This is a genomic window from Dactylosporangium sp. NPDC005572 (assembly GCF_040605515.1).
GTDB lineage: Bacteria > Actinomycetota > Actinomycetes > Mycobacteriales > Micromonosporaceae > Dactylosporangium.
This window is the reverse complement of sequence record NZ_JBEXCY010000067.1, coordinates 1-21,060: the sequence shown is the minus strand read 5'-3', so window position 1 is coordinate 21,060 and position 21,060 is coordinate 1. Positions and strand designations below refer to the sequence as shown.

28 protein-coding genes are annotated in these 21,060 nt (G+C 72.7%); 19 read left to right on the top strand and 9 right to left on the bottom strand.

The window, feature by feature from the left end; genetic code table 11:
* The first annotated feature begins 4 nt into the window (after nucleotides 1-4).
* The 6 genes from ABZS66_RS28600 (at nucleotide 5) to ABZS66_RS28575 (ending at nucleotide 3,294) form a co-directional block, all read left to right on the top strand.
* Nucleotides 5-1,090, top strand: coding sequence for a lytic polysaccharide monooxygenase (locus ABZS66_RS28600; protein ID WP_354762898.1), 1,086 nt, complete (start codon nucleotides 5-7; stop codon nucleotides 1,088-1,090).
* Between the two features lie 166 nt (nucleotides 1,091-1,256).
* Nucleotides 1,257-1,565 (top strand): hypothetical protein, encoded by a 309-nt coding sequence (locus ABZS66_RS28595; RefSeq protein WP_354762896.1) that lies wholly within the window; start codon nucleotides 1,257-1,259, stop codon nucleotides 1,563-1,565.
* Nucleotides 1,566-1,578: 13 nt separating this feature from the next.
* Nucleotides 1,579-2,307, top strand: a complete 729-nt coding sequence (locus tag ABZS66_RS28590; RefSeq protein ID WP_354762894.1) for a hypothetical protein — start codon at nucleotides 1,579-1,581, stop codon at nucleotides 2,305-2,307.
* Entirely contained in the window at nucleotides 2,304-2,714 is a 411-nt protein-coding gene (locus tag ABZS66_RS28585; protein ID WP_354762892.1) for a YbaB/EbfC family nucleoid-associated protein, read from the top strand. The genes ABZS66_RS28590 and ABZS66_RS28585 overlap by 4 nt, the downstream gene beginning before the upstream one ends.
* On the top strand, nucleotides 2,714-3,094 hold the full coding sequence (locus ABZS66_RS28580; RefSeq protein ID WP_354762890.1) for a YbaB/EbfC family nucleoid-associated protein: 381 nt from the start codon (nucleotides 2,714-2,716) through the stop codon (nucleotides 3,092-3,094). The genes ABZS66_RS28585 and ABZS66_RS28580 overlap by 1 nt, the downstream gene beginning before the upstream one ends.
* On the top strand, nucleotides 3,091-3,294 hold the full coding sequence (locus ABZS66_RS28575) for a hypothetical protein (protein WP_354762888.1): 204 nt from the start codon (nucleotides 3,091-3,093) through the stop codon (nucleotides 3,292-3,294). The genes ABZS66_RS28580 and ABZS66_RS28575 overlap by 4 nt, the downstream gene beginning before the upstream one ends.
* Here ABZS66_RS28575 and ABZS66_RS28570 read toward each other — a convergent pair.
* Entirely contained in the window at nucleotides 3,291-3,518 is a 228-nt protein-coding gene (locus tag ABZS66_RS28570) for a hypothetical protein (protein WP_354762886.1), read from the bottom strand. The two genes, ABZS66_RS28575 and ABZS66_RS28570, sit on opposite strands and share 4 nt — an antisense overlap.
* Before the next feature lie 84 nt (nucleotides 3,519-3,602).
* Nucleotides 3,603-3,980 (bottom strand): ATP-binding protein, encoded by a 378-nt coding sequence (locus ABZS66_RS28565; protein WP_354762884.1) that lies wholly within the window; start codon nucleotides 3,978-3,980, stop codon nucleotides 3,603-3,605.
* Nucleotides 3,981-4,120: 140 nt separating this feature from the next.
* Here ABZS66_RS28565 and ABZS66_RS28560 point away from each other — a divergent pair, with 140 nt between their 5' ends.
* On the top strand, nucleotides 4,121-4,420 hold the full coding sequence (locus ABZS66_RS28560) for an STAS domain-containing protein (RefSeq protein ID WP_354762882.1): 300 nt from the start codon (nucleotides 4,121-4,123) through the stop codon (nucleotides 4,418-4,420).
* Nucleotides 4,417-5,637: a GAF domain-containing SpoIIE family protein phosphatase gene (locus ABZS66_RS28555; RefSeq protein ID WP_354762880.1), complete on the top strand. Its 1,221-nt coding sequence runs from the start codon at nucleotides 4,417-4,419 to the stop codon at nucleotides 5,635-5,637. Before ABZS66_RS28560 ends, ABZS66_RS28555 begins: the two co-directional genes overlap by 4 nt.
* Before the next feature lie 149 nt (nucleotides 5,638-5,786).
* Here ABZS66_RS28555 and ABZS66_RS28550 read toward each other — a convergent pair whose 3' ends face one another.
* Both ABZS66_RS28550 and ABZS66_RS28545 read right to left on the bottom strand, forming a co-directional pair.
* On the bottom strand, nucleotides 5,787-6,827 hold the full coding sequence (locus tag ABZS66_RS28550; RefSeq protein WP_354762878.1) for a hypothetical protein: 1,041 nt from the start codon (nucleotides 6,825-6,827) through the stop codon (nucleotides 5,787-5,789).
* Nucleotides 6,814-7,341, bottom strand: coding sequence for a SigE family RNA polymerase sigma factor (locus tag ABZS66_RS28545; protein ID WP_354762876.1), 528 nt, complete (start codon nucleotides 7,339-7,341; stop codon nucleotides 6,814-6,816). The genes ABZS66_RS28550 and ABZS66_RS28545 overlap by 14 nt, the downstream gene beginning before the upstream one ends.
* Before the next feature lie 247 nt (nucleotides 7,342-7,588).
* Between ABZS66_RS28545 and ABZS66_RS28540 the strand changes: the two genes are divergently transcribed.
* Complete coding sequence (locus ABZS66_RS28540; protein ID WP_354762874.1) at nucleotides 7,589-8,665, top strand: DUF4872 domain-containing protein; 1,077 nt, start codon at nucleotides 7,589-7,591, stop codon at nucleotides 8,663-8,665.
* On the opposite strand, the gene ABZS66_RS28535 is transcribed toward ABZS66_RS28540, so the two are convergent.
* From ABZS66_RS28535 to ABZS66_RS28525, 3 genes are all read right to left on the bottom strand, one after another.
* Nucleotides 8,654-9,520, bottom strand: coding sequence for a calcium-binding protein (locus tag ABZS66_RS28535; RefSeq protein WP_354762872.1), 867 nt, complete (start codon nucleotides 9,518-9,520; stop codon nucleotides 8,654-8,656). The genes ABZS66_RS28540 and ABZS66_RS28535 overlap by 12 nt on opposite strands.
* A 218-nt stretch (nucleotides 9,521-9,738) precedes the next feature.
* Nucleotides 9,739-10,758, bottom strand: a complete 1,020-nt coding sequence (locus tag ABZS66_RS28530; protein WP_354762870.1) for a DUF6461 domain-containing protein — start codon at nucleotides 10,756-10,758, stop codon at nucleotides 9,739-9,741.
* Nucleotides 10,759-10,808: 50 nt separating this feature from the next.
* Nucleotides 10,809-11,732, bottom strand: coding sequence for a TetR/AcrR family transcriptional regulator C-terminal domain-containing protein (locus tag ABZS66_RS28525; protein WP_354762869.1), 924 nt, complete (start codon nucleotides 11,730-11,732; stop codon nucleotides 10,809-10,811).
* 94 nt (nucleotides 11,733-11,826) lie between these two features.
* Here ABZS66_RS28525 and ABZS66_RS28520 point away from each other — a divergent pair, with 94 nt between their 5' ends.
* The 7 genes from ABZS66_RS28520 (at nucleotide 11,827) to ABZS66_RS28490 (ending at nucleotide 18,169) form a co-directional block, all read left to right on the top strand.
* Nucleotides 11,827-13,020, top strand: coding sequence for an FAD-dependent monooxygenase (locus tag ABZS66_RS28520; RefSeq protein WP_354762868.1), 1,194 nt, complete (start codon nucleotides 11,827-11,829; stop codon nucleotides 13,018-13,020).
* Between the two features lie 45 nt (nucleotides 13,021-13,065).
* A complete protein-coding gene (locus tag ABZS66_RS28515) occupies nucleotides 13,066-13,971 on the top strand; it encodes an RNA ligase family protein (protein WP_354762867.1) in 906 nt (301 codons plus the stop codon).
* 132 nt (nucleotides 13,972-14,103) lie between these two features.
* Entirely contained in the window at nucleotides 14,104-14,505 is a 402-nt protein-coding gene (locus ABZS66_RS28510) for a hypothetical protein (protein ID WP_354762865.1), read from the top strand.
* Between the two features lie 73 nt (nucleotides 14,506-14,578).
* Complete coding sequence (locus tag ABZS66_RS28505; protein WP_354762863.1) at nucleotides 14,579-15,388, top strand: PhzF family phenazine biosynthesis isomerase; 810 nt, start codon at nucleotides 14,579-14,581, stop codon at nucleotides 15,386-15,388.
* Between the two features lie 94 nt (nucleotides 15,389-15,482).
* Complete coding sequence (locus ABZS66_RS28500) at nucleotides 15,483-16,046, top strand: hypothetical protein (RefSeq protein WP_354762861.1); 564 nt, start codon at nucleotides 15,483-15,485, stop codon at nucleotides 16,044-16,046.
* Between the two features lie 99 nt (nucleotides 16,047-16,145).
* On the top strand, nucleotides 16,146-17,303 hold the full coding sequence (locus tag ABZS66_RS28495; protein ID WP_354762859.1) for an FAD-dependent oxidoreductase: 1,158 nt from the start codon (nucleotides 16,146-16,148) through the stop codon (nucleotides 17,301-17,303).
* Nucleotides 17,300-18,169: an RNA polymerase sigma-70 factor gene (locus ABZS66_RS28490; protein ID WP_354762857.1), complete on the top strand. Its 870-nt coding sequence runs from the start codon at nucleotides 17,300-17,302 to the stop codon at nucleotides 18,167-18,169. Before ABZS66_RS28495 ends, ABZS66_RS28490 begins: the two co-directional genes overlap by 4 nt.
* A gap of 29 nt (nucleotides 18,170-18,198) precedes the next feature.
* Here the strand turns inward: ABZS66_RS28490 and ABZS66_RS28485 are convergent, their stop codons facing one another.
* On the bottom strand, nucleotides 18,199-19,101 hold the full coding sequence (locus ABZS66_RS28485) for a phosphotransferase (RefSeq protein ID WP_354762855.1): 903 nt from the start codon (nucleotides 19,099-19,101) through the stop codon (nucleotides 18,199-18,201).
* Nucleotides 19,102-19,246: 145 nt separating this feature from the next.
* Between ABZS66_RS28485 and ABZS66_RS28480 the strand changes: the two genes are divergently transcribed.
* The 3 genes from ABZS66_RS28480 to ABZS66_RS28470 all read left to right on the top strand — a co-directional run bounded on the left by ABZS66_RS28480 (nucleotide 19,247) and on the right by ABZS66_RS28470 (nucleotide 20,468).
* A complete protein-coding gene (locus ABZS66_RS28480) occupies nucleotides 19,247-19,528 on the top strand; it encodes a WhiB family transcriptional regulator (RefSeq protein ID WP_354762853.1) in 282 nt (93 codons plus the stop codon).
* An 85-nt stretch (nucleotides 19,529-19,613) separates the two neighbouring features.
* Nucleotides 19,614-19,832, top strand: coding sequence for a hypothetical protein (locus tag ABZS66_RS28475; protein ID WP_354762851.1), 219 nt, complete (start codon nucleotides 19,614-19,616; stop codon nucleotides 19,830-19,832).
* 33 nt (nucleotides 19,833-19,865) lie between these two features.
* A complete protein-coding gene (locus ABZS66_RS28470) occupies nucleotides 19,866-20,468 on the top strand; it encodes an MBL fold metallo-hydrolase (protein ID WP_354762849.1) in 603 nt (200 codons plus the stop codon).
* On the opposite strand, the gene ABZS66_RS28465 is transcribed toward ABZS66_RS28470, so the two are convergent.
* The gene (locus ABZS66_RS28465; protein WP_354762847.1) at nucleotides 20,460-20,858 is read right to left on the bottom strand and encodes a MarR family transcriptional regulator; all 399 of its coding nucleotides are present in this window, start codon (nucleotides 20,856-20,858) and stop codon (nucleotides 20,460-20,462) included. The two genes, ABZS66_RS28470 and ABZS66_RS28465, sit on opposite strands and share 9 nt — an antisense overlap.
* Between the last annotated feature and the right edge of the window lie 202 nt (nucleotides 20,859-21,060).

The window sequence follows — 21,060 nt, the reverse complement described above, 5'->3', positions numbered from 1 at the left end:
ATCCATGTATCTTTCATCCGCCCGCGCCGTGCGGTTCGGGCTCGCGGCGATCGGTGTCCTCGTCGCCGCACTCGCCCTCGTGGTCGTCAGCCGGCCCGACGCGGCGTCCGCCCACGGCTCCGTCACCGACCCGGCCTCGCGCAACTGGGGCTGCTGGAGCCGCTGGGGCAGCGACTTCCAGAACCCGAACATGGCCAACGTCGACCCGATGTGCTGGCAGGCGTGGCAGGCCAACCCCAACACCATGTGGAACTGGAACGGCCTCTATCGCGAGGGCGTGGCCGGCAACCACCAGGCCGCGATCCCGGACGGCCAGCTATGCAGCGGCGGCCGGACGCAGAACGGCTTCTACGGCTCGCTCGACACGGTCGGCACCTGGACGGCCTCGACCAAGCCCAACCAGTTCACGCTGACGCTCACCGACCAGGCCCAGCACGGCGCCGACTACCTGCTCATCTACATCACCAGGCAGGGCTTCGACTCCACCACGCAGCCGCTGACGTGGGCGAACCTGGAGCTGGTCAACCGGACCGGCCGCTATGCGCCGGCGCCGCAGTACCAGGCCCAGGTGAACGCCGGCAGCCGCACCGGACGGCACGTCGTGTACACGATCTGGCAGGCCAGTCACCTCGACCAGTCGTACTACATCTGCAGCGACGTGATCTTCACCGGTGGTACGGGCCCGTCGCCGTCGACGTCGGCCAGCGCGTCGCCGTCGCCGTCGCGATCGGCGTCCGCCAGCGCCTCGCCGTCCCCGTCGCGCAGCGCCAGCAGCAGCCCTCCGCCGGCCGGCGGCTGCTCTGCCACCTACGCCAAGACGTCCGAGTGGGCGGGCGGCTTCGGCGCCAATGTGACCGTGACCGCCGGGTCCTCCGGCACGAACGGCTGGACGGTCCGGTTGACGTGGCCCAACGGGCAGACCATCACGTCGTACTGGAACGCGACCATCACGAGCAGCGGCGGCGTCTCCACCGCCACGAACGTCAGCTACAACGGCAAACTGTCGGCCGGCCAGTCGACGAGCTTCGGCTTCAACGGCGCCTGGACCGGATCCAACAACGCACCGACCGTGAGCTGCACCGCCACCTGATCACCGGAGGGGCGCGGGTTCCTCCGCGCCCCTCCGGCCGCTCGTCCTGCGCATCGACGTGCCCCTCGTCCTGCGCATCGACGTGCCGCCGACGGGCTGGGCTGCCCCGTGGGCTTCGTGGGGTAAGCTCCGGCGGTCACGACCGACACGCGGGGAGGCGGTGGCGATGAGCGGCTACTCGATGAACGTCGAGAAGCTGACGCAGATGGTGGCGAAGATGAATGAGATCGCGTCCACCTACGACAACAAGCTCAAGGCCGAGATCGCTCGGCTGACCATCCCCGGTGGCGCGTTCCCGGTGCTCGACGGCGGGGCCTCGGACGCCTACGCGACCATGCAGACCGCCGCCGGTGACGCGAGCGCCGCCCTCGCCGACGCGCTCCGGGATGCGGCGTCCGCCGTGCAGAAGGTCATCGACCACTACAAGACGATGGAAGCCGAGCACGGCCGGGCGTTCGACACCGCGCTGAACTGAGGGGGACGACGATATGGGGGACGGTGGCGTCTACTCCACCGGCGACTCGCTCGGCACGGCCGGCCTGGACGCGATCATCATCGCGCTGGGCGGCTGGCTGGCCATCGCCGCGGAGCCGTCGGGGGCCGGCGCGGTGGCGATGGCCTACGTGACGCCGGTGGCGATCATGAACATCCGCACCTGGAGCCCGTTCTACGAGGCCGACGACGGGTGGACCGGGCTGTCGGGCACGTTCGCGGACATGGCGCGGGAGATCGAGCAGCTCAACGGCGAGGTCGACCCGTACTGGAAGGGCGCCGGCTCCGAGGCCTTCAAGAGCTTCGTCACCACCAAGGTGCTGACCCCGCTGAACGCCCTCCAGGAGATGGCCGAGCGCGGGTCCGACGGCTGCAACGGCGTCGGCGACGCCATGGTGGAGATCTTCCTCGCGTGGGCCGGCGCGACGGCCGGGGCGGCCATCGCCTGCATGGCGGCCGACCTCTCCGGCCCGGTGTCGCCCGCCATCAAATGGGCGATCATCGGCATCTGGGTCGCGTTCGTCACCGCCTGCCTGGTCGCCATCATCCTGCTCATGACCGGCACGCGGTCCGCGACGAGCGCCATGGGCACCGCGCTGGAGGAGCTCAAGCGCGGGTTCAAGCTCGAGGGCGACAAGGTCGTCAAGGAGAGCTCGAAGGTCGGCGCCGACCAGCGGGACCTGATCATCAACCCGGAGAACTGGAACAAGGAAGTCCAGGCATGACCAATCCGTACCAGGCGGTGATCGCCGGAGCGAAGGGCTCCACCGGCCCCGGTGAGGAGCTGGAGCTGCGCCGGGCGGCCGCGGCGATGGAGGACCTCCTGTCCCGGATCACCGCGCAGCGGGAGGCCGAGCACGAGGGCCTCGACTCCACCGCCACGATCCGGGCCGTGGTGCTGGGCACCGGCAAGCTGCTCAAGATGGAGATCTCCGCGCGGGCGATCCGGGACATCCCGAGCCACGAGCTGGGCGCGCACTGCATGGAGGCGATCAACGCGGCCCGCGCCCACATCGGCGAGGCGCTGCGGGAGACGCTGAGCGACCTCTCCGGCGGCGCGGTCGAGCTGGGCCAGGCCCCGCGCGGCGACGTGCTGACGTACTGGCGCGAGAAGATGAGGGAGTTGCGCTGATGGCGCGGATCGACATCGACGACATGATGAGCCAGTTCGGCCGCATGATCGAGGGCGCCACCGAGGGCATCCGCCGGCTGGCGACGGAGGAGTTCGTCGGCAGCGCGGCCGAGGGCCGGGTCCGCGCGGTGGTCACCGGCGGCCGCAACCTGGTGGCGATCGACTTCGCGCCCCGGTCGACCCGCGAGATCGACAACTTCACCCTCGGCGAGGCCGTGGTCGAGGCGGTCAACGCGGCCGAGGACCAGGCCGAGGAGCGGCGGCAGGCGCTCATGCGCGAGTTCCAGCCCGCCGGCTTCGACATGGACCGGTTCATGCGCGACCCGACCTCGTTGGTGCCGAAGGTCCCCGCGACGTTCGGGACGGAGCCGCAGCAGTGACCAGGGACAAGGCCTACGCGATGCTGGTCTTCATCGGCTTCGCGTGGCTGGCCAGCTTCGGCATGATGGTATGGATGTTCGTCGAGGCCCTGCGCAACCCCGACAACTGGACCGGCTTCGTCGGGCTCCTCCTGGTGACGCTGTTGATCAGCGTCGGGCTCGTGATGGTCCTGATCGGCCTGCGCCGGAGCAGTTCCTAGGGTCTCGCCCGGCGCCAGGCCTTGACGCCCAGGACCGCGACCGCGGTGCCCAGGGCGAGCGACACGACGATCAGCAGGGCGTGAACCCAGAAGAAGGCGGTCGGCCGGTCGCCGGACCACGCCCGGTCGTCGTTCCAGATCGCCACCGCGAAGCGGGGCCAGATCACCCAGCTCCATACGCCCACACCGACCAGGAACGCCGCCCACCGTCGCGAGATCACCACACCGCGAAGTGTGTCGCGCATCCGGGGTCGGGCGCCAGCGGGCTAGCCCCCAATATCGGACAATTGGGAGTTTCTGCACGAAGCTTAGTGCCGCTGGCGGTGGGCGACGGTGGTCAGGCGGACGACCGTACCTCCGGAGCGGTTGCGGGGCTCGATCGTGAGCTCGTCGCAGAGGCGGCTGGCCAGCCACAGACCGCGGCCGCCCGGCTGGTCGACCGGCGGCGGCTCGCCGGGCACGACGAGCACCGCCTCGGCCGTGCCGTGGTCGCCCACCTCGACCGTCAGGCGCGGCCCGACGACGATGATCGTCACGTCGGCGACGCCGCCGCCGTGCTCGATGGCATTGATCACGATCTCGTTGACCGCGACCGTGAACAGGTCGGCCCGCTCCGGCGGCAGCCCGGCCCGATGGGCGGCGGCACCGACCGACCGGCGCACACCGGCGACCCCGTCCACCGTCACCGGCGGCATCGTGAGTATGTGCGACTCGTCGGCCAAAGGTCTCATCCACCACGTGAAATCCGGCGCGGGCACCCCCCACGCCCGTCCAACACTATAGATTCGGCACTCGATCGGCCGATTGCGCAACTTGGGAGGCGAAGATGACCTTCTCCGTCTCGACCCGCCGGGACGGTGACACGCTCACCGTGCGGGTCGCGGGGGATCTCGACCTGGCGACCGCGGACGAGCTCACCCGGGCCGTCGCCGCGGCCGGCGAGGGCCACGAGGAGATCGTCGTGGACCTCGCCGACCTCGGCTTCATCGACTCGGCCGGCATCAACGTGCTGCTCAAGGGGCGTCGGGCGCACCCGCGGTACCGGGTGATCAACGCGACCGGCATCGTGCTGGACGTCCTGCGCCTCGGTGGTGTGTGGGAGCACCTGTCGGAGCCGCGGCGGTGACGGCGGACGCGCCGGTCGACGGCAGCGCCGAGAAGCTGCGCCGGCTGCAGACGATCACCGACGCGGCACTGTCCCGGCTCGGCGTCGAGGACCTGCTCGCCGAGCTGCTCGCCCGCACCCGCGAGCTGTTGGGCGCCGACAGCGCCGCGGTCATGCTCGTCGACCCGAGCGGCACCGAGCTCATCGCGACCGCGGCGAGCGGCCTGGAGCGCGAGGTCCACCTCGGCGTGCGGGTGCCCGTCGGGCGGGGCTTCTCCGGCACCGTCGCCGCGCGCGGCGAGCCGTTCGCGATCGAGCACGTCGACCACACCAACGTCGTGAGCCCGGTCCTGCTCGCCGAGCACATCGAGTCGGTCCTCGGCGTGCCGATGGTCGTCAGCGGCCGGGTCATCGGCGTGCTGTACGTCGGCACCCGCAGCCGGCGCCGCTTCACCAGCGACGACGTCGAGCTGCTCCAGCTGGTCGCCGACCGGGCCAGCCTGGCCACCCAGGCCCGCATGTCCCGGCTCGACCGGGCGGCCGCGCTCGCCCTGCAGCGCAGCCTCCTGCCGGCCCGCCCGCAGGCCGTGCCCGGCCTGGACCTCGCCGTCCGGTACGTGCCGGGTGCGGAGGTCGGCGTCGGCGGCGACTGGTACGACGTGTTCGACCTCCCGTCCGGGCACGTCGGCATCGTGATCGGCGACGTCGCCGGCAACGGCCTGCACGCGGCGGTCGTCATGGGCCGCATCCGCAGTGCCCTGCGCGCGTACGCGATGGAGACCGACGACCCGGCCGACGTCCTGACCCGCCTCGACCGCAAGGTCCAGCGCTTCGAGCCCGACGCGATGGCGACCGCCGTCTACGCCGTCTTCGACCCGGACCTGGCCGCGGTCACCGTGTCGAGCGCCGGGCACCTCCCGCCGATCGTCAGCGACCCGTCGTCGGCGCTCGCGAGGGTGTTGCCCGATCTGCCGCTGGGCGCCTATCCGGACGCCCCGCGCCACAACACCCGGCTGCCGCTGGCCCCCGGCACGGCACTGTTCCTCTACACCGACGGCCTGGTCGAGCGGCGCGACCGCGCGCTGAGCGACGGCCTCGACCAGCTGGTGAGTGCCGTCCGGGCAGCTCCCGCCGACGTGATGTGCGCCGAGGCGATGGCGGCGCTGCTGTTCGACCGGGCCCCGACCGACGACGTGGCCGTGCTCGCGGTGCGCCGCGCCCGCGCGCCTGCGGCCTGAACGTGCCGCGGGGCCGAGGGCGGGCGATGCTGTGATCGCCTGCCTTCGACCCCGCCCCCACGGTCCCGCCGCGCGCACCCCCCGCGCGTTCCGGCGAGGTCGCTCAGGTTTCCGAGATCATGAGCGGTCAAACCTGATAGTGACCTAGGTCACTGCGCGAGCACCGACGGGGCGAGCGTGAGCCCGTTCAGGATCCGCAGCAGCTCAGCGTCCGGGAGCCGGCCGTCGCCGACGATCTCGACCTGCAGCGAGCCGTCCGCGTTCCAGGCGTGGCAGAGCGCCTCGCTCGGGCACCGGGGGGTCCTCGGCTCGCCCGGGTTGAGCGGGTAGTTCGACTGCGAGTTCGGGATCAGGCTGATCGTGAAGCCGCCCGTCGGGCCGAAGCCGTAGTTCCACGGCTCGGTCAGGTCGCGCGGCTCGGGCAGCGGGTTCGCGAAGAGCGCGCCGCCCCTGGCCATGAACGCCGGGTCCAGGCCGAGCTGCGGGCCCGGGTAGGCGCCGGAGGTGACCTCGACGGCCCGGTAGCCGGCCGGGACGTAGGACAGCGTGAACGGGACCCGCGCCGGGGTCGGCTCGCCGGGCCGCAGGCCGGCGGCGATGTCCTGGAGCTCCGCGATGCTGACCTGCGGCGTCTCCAGCGTCGCCCAGGCGCCCGTGGTGTACTGCCAGGCGAGCACCAGGTGGCCCTCGGCCGTGAGCTGCAGTGCGTCCCGCCCGGCGACCGTTGCCGGCCTCGTGTCCGTGAGGCGGTCGGCGGCGAAGGCGCCCGGGCGGTACACCACGAGCTCGGCGACCGACTCGGGAGCGGTCGTGTCGTCGACCTTCGTGGTGGCGCCGTCGGCGTAGACCGGGGCCCGCTGGTAGGCGGCGCTCGCCCCGGTCGGCGCGCTGACCTTGAAGCGGCCCACCTGATAGCCGGCGATGGTGAACTCGAACGGGCCGCTCGGCTGCGGGAAGTCCGGCAGCGGCCCGGCGGCCGGGGTGAGCTGCTCCGGCTGGCGGGGCGCGCTCAGCCGGGCGACGGCGGCGAGGCCGACCACGGCCAGCACGGCGGCCGCCGCCGACGCGGCCGCGAGCACGGTGCGGCGCCGCCGGCGGGCCCGCTCACCCTGCTCGATGATCTCGTCGACCGATCGGCGCAGCGGCGGCGCGTCTGACGTCGCCAGCTCCACCACCTTATACACACGCATCGGCGTGCTCCTCCAGCTCGTCTGATTCACTGAGGTCCTTGAGGCGTTCGCGCAGGCGGGCCAGGCCGCGCGCGGCCTGGCTCTTGACGGTCCCGGGGTGGCAGCCCAGGACGTCGGCCGCCTCCTCGATGGTGAGTCCCTGGTAGTAGCGCAGGAACAGCACCGCCCGCTGGCCCGGCGGCACCGCCATCAGGGCCTGCCGGACCCTGATCCGCTCGTCGCTGACACCCGCCGGGTCGGCCGACTCCACGTCGGGCATGGCGTCGCCGGCCGGCCGCTCCCGCCGCCACCACGACCGCCGGGTCTCGTCGACGGCGGCGCGGTACACCATCGTCTGCGCGTAGAGGTCGGGCCGGTCGACCCGCCGCCACCGCGCGTACAGCTTGATCAAAGCGTTGGCGACCGCGTCCTCGGCGGCGTGCCAGTCGCCGCAGGTCACGTAGGCCAGCGAGCGCAGCGACGCCATCCGCGCGCCGACGAACTCGCGAAACGCCCGCTGGTCGTCCTGGTCCACGGGGATAGGACGGCTGCCGGGCCGCGGACTGTTGCACGGCCGTGGGGACTTTCTCTACGCTGGTCGTGGCGCCGCCGTGCGCCGTACCCCCTGACCGGTGGCCCACGCCCACCGGCGACGCGGGGGAGAAGGTGGCCACCATGCCGTCGCGGTGTTGCTTCTCGTCGGGTTCGTCCGCGTTCGCAGGCGGCCGCCGCATCCGTCGCGTGGGCAGGGGACGCGGCCCGGCCGCCGGCAAGGCAGCGCGATGACCGACCAGCACCGACGCAAGCAGCTCATCCGCGAGCGGGCCGCCCGCACCGGCGAGTCCTACACCACCGCCCGGCGACACGTGCTCGCCGCGCGCGCCCCCGGCTACTCCCTCGGCGGCGGCGGCGTCCACGCCCCGAGCACCCTCCTGCGGCGGCTGCTGCGCCGCAACGGGATCGAGCTGAGCGAGGCGATGGCCTGCGGGCTGGCCGGGGGCATCGGGTTCATGGCCGCCGTCTTCGAGTACCGCGGCGCCCCACCGATCCTCACGATCGTGGCCCAGCACCACCCGGAGCCCTGGCTCCCGGCCGCCCTCGGGCGCCTCGGCGTGACGTTCACCGAGGGCCACAACTCCTCCGCGCGCCCGGCCATGGCCGCGTTGCGTTCCACGCTCGATTCGGGGCTTCCGGTGTACTGCACGATCGCCGCGGGTCCGCCGCGGTTGGACACCGACCCGCACGGCGTGGTCGTCACCGGCGAATCCGGCGCGTCGTTCCTGGTCGACTCCGGGGGTGCTGCGCTTGTCGCGGTCGGCGCCCTCGACTTCGCCGCCGCCTGGTCCGCGCACCGCAAGGGCCGGCACCATCGGCTGGTGGTGACCGGGGAGGCGCCCACCGTGCCGCTCGCGTCGGCGGTCCGGGCCGCGATCGCGACCACGGTCGCGCACCTCACCGGCCCGGTGCTGGGCAACGCGTTCGACGCCAACTTCGGCTTCGCCGGGATGACCCGCTTCGCGGCGCAGCTGCGCACGACGTTCCCCCGGCGGTTCGCCGACCGCGACTTCTTCGCGCAGCGGCTGCGGGAGTGCCTGGAGGAGCAGTACACGGCGCCGTCGGCGACCCGCCCGCTGTACGCCGACTTCCTGGAGGAGGCGTCGGTGGTGACCGGCGCTGCCGCGTTGTCGTCCGCCGCGGGCCTGTTCCGCGAGTCCGGGCGGTCCTGGTCGTCGCTGGCCGCTATGGGGCTCGACGGGTCGTTCGCGGAGATGGCGGACCTTGTGGACGCGGCCCGGGAGGCGGAGGAGGCAGCGGTACGGCTGCTGGCTCCGCCTCCCGGGTCTGATCTACGCCAGTGAGCAGTTCACTGACAGGGCGCCGTCCGTGCCCGGGTAGCAGACGTTGGTGCCGGTGCCGCCGAACAGGTAGTCGTAGCCGGCGTCGCCGTACATGACGTCGTTGCCGGGCCCGCCGAGCAGGGAGTCCGCGCCCTGCCGCCCCTTCAGCGTGTCGTTGCCTCCGGCGCCGTCGATCGTGTCGTCGCCGGAGTACGTCGTGCACGGCGGCGGCGCGAGCACGGCGGTCGTGGACAGCGGCGGTCCGGGCGTCGGGAGGCAGGGCGTGGTGTAGTACCCGCCGTCGAGCACGTTGTTGGAACCGTTCCCGGTCAGCGTGTCGCCGGCCCCGCCGCCGGTGAGGTTCTCGATGCTGCCGCCGAGGTAGACGTCCTCCTCGTCGGTCAACGGGTCCCCGCCCCCGCCCGCGGTCAGCGAAGCGGTGATCGCCGCGGTCCGCCCCACGTACGAGACGGTGTCCACGCCGGGACCCCCGGAGATCCAGTCGTCGCCGGGCCCGGAGTAGATGAGGTCGTCGCCACCCTCACCGGCCGCGTCGCCGGCCGCCGCGGCGGTGACGTGACCCCCGAGTCGGATGGTGTCGTTCCCCTCGCCACCGAACGCGTGCATGTTCGAGGTGGTCCGATTGTCGATGGTGTCGTTGAGGTCGTACGTCTTGACGTCGAGGAACGACGCCGAGTGCTCGCAGCGGACCGTCGTCTGTGCCGGGGCGTACGGGTACCAGCAGGTGCTGCCGTCGGGCGTGCTGAACGTGATCGGGTAGCTGTCCTGGAACTGATAGACGCCGGGCTCCGCGATGGTGATGCGGAGGTAGTTCGTCTGGTTGAGCGCGGCCTCGTAGTGCATCTCACCGCTCATGGTGAGCGTGGCCACCGGTGGTGCGGCATGAGCGGGTGTCGCCGCCACGGCAAAGAAGCCGGCGCCGACCATGACCGCAAGCCCGAGTCGAGCTGCGGATCGCAGGACGTGACTCATCGCGCCACAGTTGCAGTGCCCCGCCGTCCACGCCTGCAACTGTCAACTTCCGAACACGTCCCACGTCCAGGCGCAGTGACCAGCCCGCGGCGGCGGCGTGGTCAGGCCCGCAGCCGCTCGATCGCGGCGGCGCGGGCGGCGGGATCCTTCAGCGACGCCGGCCCCTTGACCAGGGGGCTCAGCGCGGCGTGCGCCCCGGCAACCGGATCCGGCTCCAGCGCACCACGCAGCGCGGCGGTGAACCAGCCGAACAGGTACCCGCGTTGCCGTTCGCCCTCACTCATCCGATATTGGTCGACGTTCAACGACCAGGACGCCTGCGAGGCCAGCCGCAGCCACCCACGCACGGCACCACCCAGCGCCGAGTCGACGGGCACCCCCGGAAACCGCTCCTCACCCGCCTGCCGCAGCGCCTCCTCCAGCCCGGGCGCGTCCGCAACACCAATCAGCCCCGCAAGCCGCCGCACCTCGGCGACCGCCACCGCCCGCAGCTCGCCCGGCCCGGCGCTCGCAACCGCCGCCGCCAGTTCGGCGCCTTCCCCTCGCAGCCGCTCGGTCGGCCGCGCGGGCGTGAACCACGGATCGAACTCCGCCGACAACCACGGCTCCGCCAACGCCCCCAGCGAGGGCAACCCACCGGCAAGCCGCCCCGCGAGCGCAAGCGCCCAGGCAGCGTCCCGCTCGTCGTCCTCTTCGCTGAACACCCCATGCCGGTCCGGCTCGACCCCCCACCGCCGACCCGGCCACCCGGGATCGAACCCGGTCACGAGCACACCGTCGACCGCATGCCCGAAGTGATCGGAGGCGTAGTCGTGCCGAAGGACCGACACCGCCTCACTACCGACCGACACCGCCTCGAGCAAGGTGTGCGCCGCCTCAAACCCGTCGGGCTCGAGCACGACCGCCCACCCACCCACTTCGGCAACAGCGGCGACGGTGGGATACCCGGCGTCGAACGACAGCCTCATGTCCCCGAGCTCGCCGAGCGTCCGCGGCGCAACGGTCTCCGGAAACGCCCCGAACCTCCGCAGCGCCTCCCGACCGTCGACCCCACGCACGAACGTGAGGCACCAGATCTCCCCGAGCTCCTCGTACACCTCACCGGCAAGCTCCCCGTCCACGCGCGCCACCATACTGCCGCCCACCCGCCGCCGATGCCCCGACGACGGGGCTACGGGCGGGGTGCTGAGCGTGGCGTGCGGGTGATGAAGACCGCCAGGCCGTCCAGCAAGCGGGCCAGGCCGAAGTCGAACAGGCGGTCCACGTCCAGTTCGAAGTCCTCCATGGCCACCAGTTGCTCGAACAGCGGGACGTCCGGCGGGATTGCTGCGTCGCCGAAGCCGGAGTCCATCCACTCGTTGCCGGTCATGCCTGTCTCGCGTTCGGCCTGGGCTTCGGGTTCCAGCGTGGTGGCCAGGCCGCGGACGTAGCCGAAGAGCATCAGGTGGATGTACATGCGGTCGTGCAGGGAGAGCGGGGTGCCGTCCAGGGCGGCCAGGACCCACTCCAGGTACTTCGCGCCGTTCACCGAAGGCTGCGGGCGGGTCAACGACAGGGTCGGGGCCAGCCACGGGTGTCGGCGGAACAGCGTCCACAGGCGGCGGCCCGCGATCTCCAGCCGCAGCCGCCAGCCCTGGGGCGGGGCGGATGGGAGCGGGGCGGAGGCGAAGGCGGCGTCGATCATGTGGAGGATCAGCTCGTCCTCCGATGTGACGTGGCGGCGCAGGGTGGCCGTGGCGATGCCCAGTTCGGCGGCCACGCGGCGCAGGGAGACCGCGGCGAAGCCCTCCGCGTCGGCCAGGTTCGTGGCCACCGTGACGATCTCCGTGCGGGTCAGGCCCTTGGCCGTCGGCGCGGCGGTGGGAGCGCCGGACACCACCGTGCCGACTCCCGGTACAACCCTCGTCAGGCCGGCCTGGCGCAGTGCCGCCAGGGCCTTCGTCGCCGTCGCCACCGCCACGCCCCAGTCCCTCGTGATCTGCCGGGCCGACGGGACGCGATCGCCCGGGCGCAGGGCGCCGGTGGCGATCTGGCGCCGGATGTCGGCGGCGATGCGGAGGTACGGCGGGTCGGCGTCGGGTCGTGGGGCGGTCACCGTACTAGTACACCAGGCACTGCTGCCTGGTCGTGCGGCTTGGGTGTACTAGTCGTCGCGTCGCCCGGGTCGCCGGAAGCCTAGTTTCGAGCGCATGCGAGTGCTCATTTCCGGTGCCGGGATCGCCGGACCTGCCCTGGCCCACTGGTTGCAGCTCGGCGGCATCGACGTCACCGTCGTGGAGCGGGCCGGACAGCCCCGCGTCGGTGGCCAGGCCGTCGACATCCGTGGGGCGGCCAAGCGGGTCGTGGAGCGGATGGGGCTCATGCCCGACGTCATGGCCCTGCGGCTCGACGAGCGCGGGGTCGCCACCGTCGACGATCGGGGGCGGCGGACGTCCGAGATGCCTGCCGACGCGTTCGGCGGCGAAGGGTTCGTGGCCGAGATCGAGATCATGCGAGGGGATCTCGGACGGGTGCTCTACGAGGCCACGCGCGACCGCGTGGAGTATCGCTTCGGGACCCGGGTCACCGCGATCGACCAGTCGGGTGACGGGGCGGTCGTCGAGTTCGCCGACGGGGTGCGGGAGCGGTTCGACGTCGTGGTCGGGGCCGACGGGGTGCACTCCGGCGTGCGGGCCATCGCGTTCGGGCCCGAGGCCGACTACGTGCGGCCGCTCGGCGCCTACATGGCCTGGTTCAGCGTGCCCGACCCCGGCGACCTCGACCACTGGATGTACATGTACAACGCGCCGGGCGGGCTCGTCGCCGGGCTGCGGCCCGAGCGTGACGGTATCGCCAAGGCGTACCTCAGCTTCACCTCGACCGAGCCCGGCCTCGAGCGGGCGCCGGTGCGTGAGCAGCGGCGGCGGCTGGCCGAGCGGTTCGCGCCGGCGCGGTGGCGGGTGCCGGAGCTGCTCGCCGCGGTGCCCGGGGCGCCCGACTTCGTGCTCGACTCGATCAGCCAGGTGCGGGTGGACACGTGGTCACGTGGGGCGGTGGTGCTGCTCGGCGACGCCGGGTACTGCGGGTCGCCGCTCGCCGGGCTCGGCACCAGCCTGGCCCTCGTCGGAGCGTACGTCCTCGCGGGCGAGCTGACGCAGGCGCGCGGGATCGGGGCGTTCGGCGCCTGTCAGGAGCGGCTGCGCGAGTACGTGGCCACGGCCACCGAGCTGCCGCCCGGCGGGATCGGTGCGTTCGCGCCGCAGGGGCGGGCGATGATCCGGATGCGGGCCATGTCGATGCGGATGATGCTGCGCTGGCCGATGCGGCAGATCCTGGCCGGGCAGTTCGCCAAGGCGGGCGCGTTCGACCTGCCCGACTACGGGTTCGCCACCACACGCCCCTAGGAAAACGCCGTGCCGCGAGCGCCACCGCGGCACTAACCTGCGGCGGTGGAGCACCTCGCGTACCCGAAGATCCTCAGTGGACAGCCCGTCGCCACCCAGGGACCGTGGATCGCGACCGAGAAGATCCACGGCGCCAATGTGGTCATCGCCGGTACCGAAGCGGCGATCAAAGTGGGCAAGCGCAAGGCATGGCTGCGGCCCGACGAGGCGTTCTTCGGCTGGCAGCTGCTCCGCCCGGCGTTCGAGCGGGCCGTCGCCGCCGCGCTCGAACACACCGGGCAGCACACCGTCCGGCTCTACGGAGAGCTGTACGGCGGCCACTACCCGCACCCCGACGTCCCGGCCGTGCCCGGCGCGAGCCCGGTGCAGACCGGTGTCTGGTACGCCCCCGACATACGCTTCGCCCTGTTCGACGTGCTCGCCGAGGAGGTGTTCGTCCGCTATGACGACGTTGCCGCGATCGCCGACAGCAGCGGCGTCGACGTGGTCCCGCTGCTGGCCCGCGGCCCACGGTCCACAGTGGACGCGACAACGGCCCGGTTCCGGACGCGGATGCCGGCCGTCCACCGCCTGCCCGCCATCGACGGCAACCACGCCGAGGGCATCGTCCTGCGGCCCGATGCCGCCGTCCCGCCCGGGCAGCGCCCGTCACTCAAGGTCAAGATCGCCGAGTTCGACGAGGTTCGGTATGGCGAGAGCCAGCCCTGGGATCCGCACGCCTTCATCGGCCCGGAAGAGCTCCGCCGGCTCGCGGAGCGCCTGGTGAACCCGCCCCGGCTGGCCAGCGCCCGGTCCAAGGTCGGCCCCGGCGATCCCGAGGCGCTCGCGGACGAGGTCGTCCTCGACGTGCTCGTCGACCTCACCGACGCGTTCCCGGCCGCGATGGCCGTGCTGTCCGAGGCCGACCAGCACCGGCTGGAGACCGCACTGCGGGCCCGAATAGCAGCGTGATGCCCGTTCGGACCGCGTTCCAGGGGGTTCTACCGGGCCGGGTGGGTGGCCTGTTCGGGGGATTCCAGGGGGCGGAGCGCAACGTAACGTCGGTCACAGCACCCGAGCCCGCATCCGAGGGAGACCATCACCATGAGCGACTACGACCCCGGCTTCGAGTACGGTCACGCGGAGGCCGGCGCGGAGCACGCCGAGCTCGACCAGCTGCACCAGGCCGAGGGCAGCGAGGCCGACTACAACTCGCAGTTCAACGTCTACGAGCAGGACACCGTGTCGGCTGAGTCGACCGACTTCCAGCAGGGCAGCTCCGTCGAGTTCGACAGCCCGGACGGCACGCACTACGAAGAGCAGAACTTCACGAACTACAGCAACGACTCGTACGACTCGAACCACGTCTTCGCCGCCGAGGGCTCCGAGTCGTCGCACGAGGCCCAGTTCTCCGAGCTCGACGCCCTGCGCCAGCAGCTGGACTCGTCGTTCCAGGAGGCGACCCACATCGAGGGTGGCGAGGGTCACGCCATCACCTCCAACTAGGTGCCGGCCGGTGCGGTCCACCGGAAACGGATTGGACCGCACTGGTGCCGCCCGGCGCGCCTAGCGTCGAGGCATGGAGATTCTGCGGTACAGCGCGTTCAGCACCGATCCGGCCGGAGGCAACCCGGCCGGGGTCGTGCTCGACGCGACCGGCCTCGACGACACCGGGATGCAGGCGATCGCGGCCGAGGTCGGCTACTCCGAGACGGCGTTCCTGTTTCCCGGCGGCCGGATCCGCTACTTCAGCCCGCTGGCCGAGGTCCCGTTCTGCGGGCACGCGACGATCGCGACCGCCGTGGCGTACGCCGAGCGCTTCGGCCCCGGCCCGCTCGACCTCCGGGCGAACGCCGGCGACATCCACGTCGACACCACGCCCGGCACGGCGACGCTGCGCAGCGTCCCGCCGGCGACCCGCGAGATCCCGGCCGACGTCCGCGCCGCGCTGCTGCGCGCCCTCCGCTGGGACGCGACCGACGAGGCGTTTCCGCTGCGGGCCGCGTACGCCGGCGCCTGGCACCCGATCGTCGCCGCGCCGACCCGCGAGCGCCTGGCCGACCTCGACTACGACGTGCCCGCGCTGCGCGACCTGATGGCGGCGCAGGACTGGACGACCGTCGCCCTGGTCTGGCGCGAGTCGCCCACGGTCTTCCACGCCCGCAACCCGTTCCCGCCCGGCGGCGTCTACGAGGACCCGGCCACCGGCGCCGCGGCCGCCGCCTTCGGCGGCTACCTGCGCGAGCTGGCCCTGGTCGAGCTCCCGGCCACGCTGACGATCCACCAGGGCGCCGACATGGGCCGCCCGAGCCTGCTCACGGTCGGCCTGCCCGCCGACCCGACCACCGGCATCGCCGTCACCGGCGCCGCGGTCCGGATGCCTGACTGAGACTGAAATGTACCAGTGCGGTGACATAACGTAGTCACCCGGCGTGTCGATGCGCGGACAGTGGCGTCGGGGTCGGCAGGCCAGGATCGCCTCCATGCTCCGTAGAGGCGCCTCGATCGCACTCCTTGCCGTGGCCGCGTCCACGCTCGCGGCCTGCCCGCAGCCGACCCTGCCGCTGCTCGCGCTCGGCCGCACCGCCGACGGCCGGGCCGTCGTCCACCTGCGGCTGTGCAAGGAGTACCAGCCCGGCCTCCAGCTGCGCACCGACCCGAAGGACCGGTTCGGCGACATCCTGTGGCGCGTCGACCGTACCGTGCCGAGCCGCGCCCCGGAGACGATCGAGCTCGGCGTCGTCCCGGAAGGCTGGGCGGCCCAGGTCCGGGCACCCGAGTCACCGGCAGCGCAGGCGTCGTCGTCGGCGGCCCTGCAGCCGCGGCCGTCGAAGTCGACCGGGCCACAGCCGTCGCCGACCGGGTCCGCTGGGAAGGTGGAGTTCCAGGACGGCGTCGTGTACCGCATCGACGTGTTCGCGCAGCCGCCCCCGACCCCGCTGTACTTCACGCTCGCCGACCTCGACCGGCTCGGGCCCGACCAGGTGCGCACCGACACCGTCATGAGCCGCGCCGAGTTCGACCGGAAGGCCGCCGACGCCTGCTGAGGCGGCCAACGAGTGTGACGCCCGCCACCACGCTTCACGCTCGGTCCGCAGCGATCCGTCTCGTGTTCGTCAAAGAACGACACGGGAAGGGCAACGGACATGCACGAGATCGTGGTACTGGGCGCCGGGTACGCCGGAATGACCGCCGCCGTCAGCATCGCCGGCCGGACGCGCAAGGAGGATGTCCGGGTCACGCTCGTCTCGGCGAGCGAGCGCTTCACCGAGCGCCTGCGGCTGCACCAGGTCGCCTCCGGGCAGGAGCTCAAGGACCTGCGCATCCCCGACCTGCTGCGCGGCACCGGCATCGAACTGGTGACCGGCTGGGTGACCGGGATCGACCCCGAAACGCACACGGTGCGCGTCGACGATGAGCGCGTCGTGCAGTACGACACCCTTGTCTATGCGCTGGGGAGCGTGACCGACACGCGGGCGGTGCCGGGCGCCGACGACCACGCGTTCACCCTCGACGGGCCGGCCGAGGCCACGGTACTGGCGAACCGCCTGTCGAGCGGCGAGCACCTGACGGTCGCGGTGTGCGGCGGCGGGCTCACCGGCATCGAGGCGGCGGCCGAGCTCGCCGAGCGGCACCCCGGGCTGGACGTCGTGCTGCTCGCCCGCGAGGAGCCCGGCGCCGCGCTCGGCCCGGCCGCCCGCCGGCACCTCGACGCCGCCCTGGACCGGCTCGGGGTGCGGGTCCGCTCCGGTGCCGACGTCGTCAAGGTGCTGCCGCACGGCGTCGAGCTGGCCGGCGGCGAGACCCTCGCCGCGGACGTCGTGCTCTGGGTCGGCGGGGTCCGGGTCGCGCCGCTCGCCGCCGCCGCGGGGCTCACCGTCGACGACCGCGGCCGCATCGTGACCGACGCGTACCTGCGGTCGGTGTCGCACCCGGACGTCTACGCGATCGGGGACGCGGCCGCGATCCGCCAGCGGTACGGCATGATGCACGGCACCTGCCAGAGCGGCATGCCGACCGGGGTCCACGCCGCCGCGACGATCGTGCGGGCGCTCGCCGGCAAGGCGCCGCGGCCGTTCCGCTACGGCTACTTCCACACGCCGGTCAGCCTGGGGCGGGGCGACGCGGTGGTGCAGTTCACCCACCCCGACGGGAGCCCGCGGCGGATGTACCTCACGGGCCGCCGCGCGGCCTGGTACAAGGAGACGGTGAGCGCTTCGCCGTGGCCCGGGTTCGCCCGCACCTACAAGCTGCCCGCGTCGGGGATGTTCGCCTGGCGGCGCGGCGGGAACTACACCCGGTGAGTGTCTTCGACGAACACCGGAACCTGCTGTTCTCGGTGGCGTACCGCGTCCTCGGCTCGGCGGCCGACGCCGAGGACGCGGTGCAGGACGCCTGGCTGCGCTGGTCGTCGGCGGACCGCTCGCAGGTCGCGGACCCCCGCTCGTACCTGGTGCGGATCGTGTCGAACCTGGCCATGGACCGGCTGCGGTCGGCGCAGGCGCGGCGGGAGACCTACGTCGGGCCCTGGCTGCCGGAGCCGGTGCCGACCACGGAGACCGTCGATGCGGACTCGGTGTCGATGGCGCTGCTGGTGGTACTGGAGCAGCTCAGTCCCCTGGAGCGGGCGGTCTTCGTGCTGAAGGAGGCGTTCGGGTTCGGCTACGGCGAGATCGCGTCGGCGGTCGAGCGCTCCGAGGACACCGTCCGCCAGGCGGCCCACCGGGCCCGCGAGCACGTGCGGACCCGCCGGCCCCGGTACCCGGCGACGCGCAGCCGCCACCGGGAGGTGACCGAGCGGTTCTTCGCCGCGTCGACGGGCGGCGATCTCAATGCATTGATGGAGCTGCTCGCCCCGGACGTGACACTGTGGACGGACGGCGGCGGCAAGGTCCGCCAGGCCCTGCGCCCGGTGGTCGGCGCCGAGCACGTGGCGACGTGGTTCGCGGCGGTCGCCACCCGCCCCTACGAGGGCGTCGACCCGGCCGACATGGGCGCCGCCCTGGTCGACCTGAACGGCGCCCCGGGCATCGTCTTCACGGGCGCGGGCCGCGTGATCGCCACGGTGACCTTCGACCTGGACGACGAGGGGCGCATCCGGGAGATCCACAACGTGGCCAACCCCGACAAGCTCGGCGCGGTCGCGACCGGCACGACGCTGGAGCGCTGACCCGGTCGGAGCGGGCGCCGGTCACCCGGTCACGGAGTCCAGCGCAGCCGCTCGCGCAGCCAGTCCAGCATGACCACCGACTGGTCGTGCTGGAACCTGCGCAGCGTCGGCAGGCCCGGGGGCGCGGGCAGCCGGGCCTGGTCGGTGAAGAACGCCGCCAGGCCGGCCACGCAGCCCGTCACGGCGTCCGGGTCCGGCCCGAACGGGTCGAGCACAGAGTCGGAGAGGGTGCCGCCGTACAGGCGGACGTTGAGGATCAGCGACAGCGTGTCGAACCACGGCGGGCCGGCCGAGCCGAACGGCCAGTCGACCACCATCACCGAACCGTCGTCGCGGATGATCACGTTGTCGGCGCGCAGGTCGCCGTGCACCAGGCTGGCGCCCGCCAGGGCCGCCGTGCCGCGGTCGGCCCAGGCGGCCAGCTCGTCCAGCCGGGCGGCGGCCCACGGATCGAGGTCCGGGAACGGGTCGGCGGCCAGGTCGCGCCAGCCGCCGAACGACACCACCGACGCGAGCGGCGGCAGGCCGGTCACCGGCACCGGCAGCCGGCGCAGCGCGTCCAGGACCGCCTCCAGTTCGTCGGCGCGCCACGGCACCTCGGGCGGGTGGCCGCCCGCGTCCTCGAAGACCAGCGCCACCCAGCTGCCGTCGTCGTAGAGGCCGAGCAGGCGTGGGGTCGGGGTCGACGCGGGCAGGGCCGCCGTCACGCGGGCCTCGGCCCGGTGCATCGACGGGCTCACGTCGTTGGCGGCGCCGCTGACCGCCTTCACGAAGGCGCGGGTGCCCGACGCCGTGACGACGCGGTCCGCGGAGCCGGGGGAGAAGCCGCCGAACTGCGACACCGCGGCGACCACGGGACCGCCGAGGATGTCCTCGACGCCCAGCCGGACGGGGACCGGCAGGTCGGGATAGCCGATGCGTGCGCGTGTCATCGGCCGATTACAGCAGTCCTACCGGGCCGTGACCAGCCCGTATCCCGCCGGGTTGACGTTCGGGAGCACCGGGGCAGGCGAGCCGGCGCGCCCCGCAGTCAAAGTACGGATGTCGCACGCATGCTCGGTCAGTAGCGTGCGCAGCATGCGCTTTGTCTGCCGATCTTCGCAGGACGAGTGGCGGGACCAGGCGGCCTGCCGCGGCCTGGACGTGACCTGGTTCTACCCGGACCCGGACGACCGCCTGGCCGTGACCCGCGCCCAGTCCTTCTGCGCGACCTGCCCGGTCCGCCGCCCGTGCGCGCGCCACGCCATCACGGCCGGCGAACGCCACGGCATCTGGGGTGGCAGCACCGAACAGGAGCGTGCGGCCTTCCGCCGCGCCATGACGAGACGAACGGCTTCCGCGCGCGGAGGTCGGCGATGAGGTCGCGCAGGATTCGAGAAGCGGCGGTGGGAGTACCGCGCCTAGCGTGGCAACCGGTTGCGGAACACACACCCGGGAGGTCGCCATGAACTGGAGCAAGGGTATCCGGCAGTTCCACCGCTGGACGTCGATCGCGTTCACGCTGAGCGTCGTGCTCGTCACCGCCGTCGTGGTCGGGCAGGAGGAGCCGGCGATCTGGATCACGCTCACGCCGCTGCTGCCGCTCGGGCTGCTGCTCGTCACCGGGCTGTACATGTTCGTGCTGCCGTACGTGAAGCGGCGGCGTGCCGCTCTCGAAGGGTGAGCGCCGGCCGGGCGCAGCGCATACGGTAAGGCTATGGCGCGCATCGACCGGGTGGTCACGGCGGGGACGTTCTCGCTCGACGGCGAGACCTTCGACGTCGACAACAACGTGTGGATCGTCGGCGACGACGACGAGGTGGTCGTGATCGACGCCGCCCACGACGCGAACGCGATCCTGCACGCCGTCGGCCACCGGCGAGTCGTGGCGATCGTCTGCACGCACGGCCACGACGACCACATCGACGCGGCCCCCGAGCTGGCCCTGCGCACCGGCGCGCCGATCCTGCTGCACGCCGACGACCTGATGCTGTGGCACATGAAGTACCCGGACCTGGAGCCGGACACGCACCTCACGGACGGCCAGGAGATCACCGCCGGTGGGGTGGCGCTGACGGTCATGCACACGCCCGGCCACAGCCCCGGAGCCGTCAGCCTGTTCGCGCCGTCGCTCGGCGTCGTCTTCACCGGCGACACCCTGTTCCAGGGCGGGCCGGGCGCGACGGGCCGATCATTTTCGGACAAGCCCACGATCCTCAACTCGATTCGCACCCGGCTGTTGACGCTGCCCGCGGACACGGTCGTCCACACCGGCCACGGCACCGACACGACGATCGGCGCCGAGGCGCGCTCACTCTGAGTCGGCCAGCCGCTCCAGCACCGCAGCCGCCGCCACGATCACCTCGCGCTCCGCGTCGCTCAGCCCGGCCCGCATGGCCGAGGCCAGCCACTCGTCGCGCCACCGCATGTCCTCGCGCAGCGCCGCCCGCCCGGCGGCGCTGATCGAAAACACCCGCTGCCGCCGGTCGGTGGGGTTGGCGACCCGCTCGATGTGCCCGGCCTGCTCCAGCTCGGCGAGCACGCGGGTGACGGACTGCGGCTGCAGCCGGTCGGCCGTGGCGAGCGCTCCGGCGGCCATGGGCCCCCGCCGCGCGAGGTGTCCGAGCAGGCTGATCTTGGTCAGGCTGAGCCCGTCGGGCGCGCGCTGCGCCTGAAGCCGCCGCGAGAGCCGCTGCGTGGCCCGCCGCACGGCCCGGGCGGCCGCCAGTTCGGGATCGTCGATCGCCTCACTATACGGACCCCTTGACCCCGATTCCGGTAGGGCGGATTATTCAGCAGGTGCGTAATATCCTCCGGCCGGCGTCGGCGTTCCTGCCGGTGCTGGCCACGGTCGCGACGCTCGCGCCGTTCGCGAGCCTCGGCGTGGTGGTCCTGGGTGCCGCGGTCGCCCT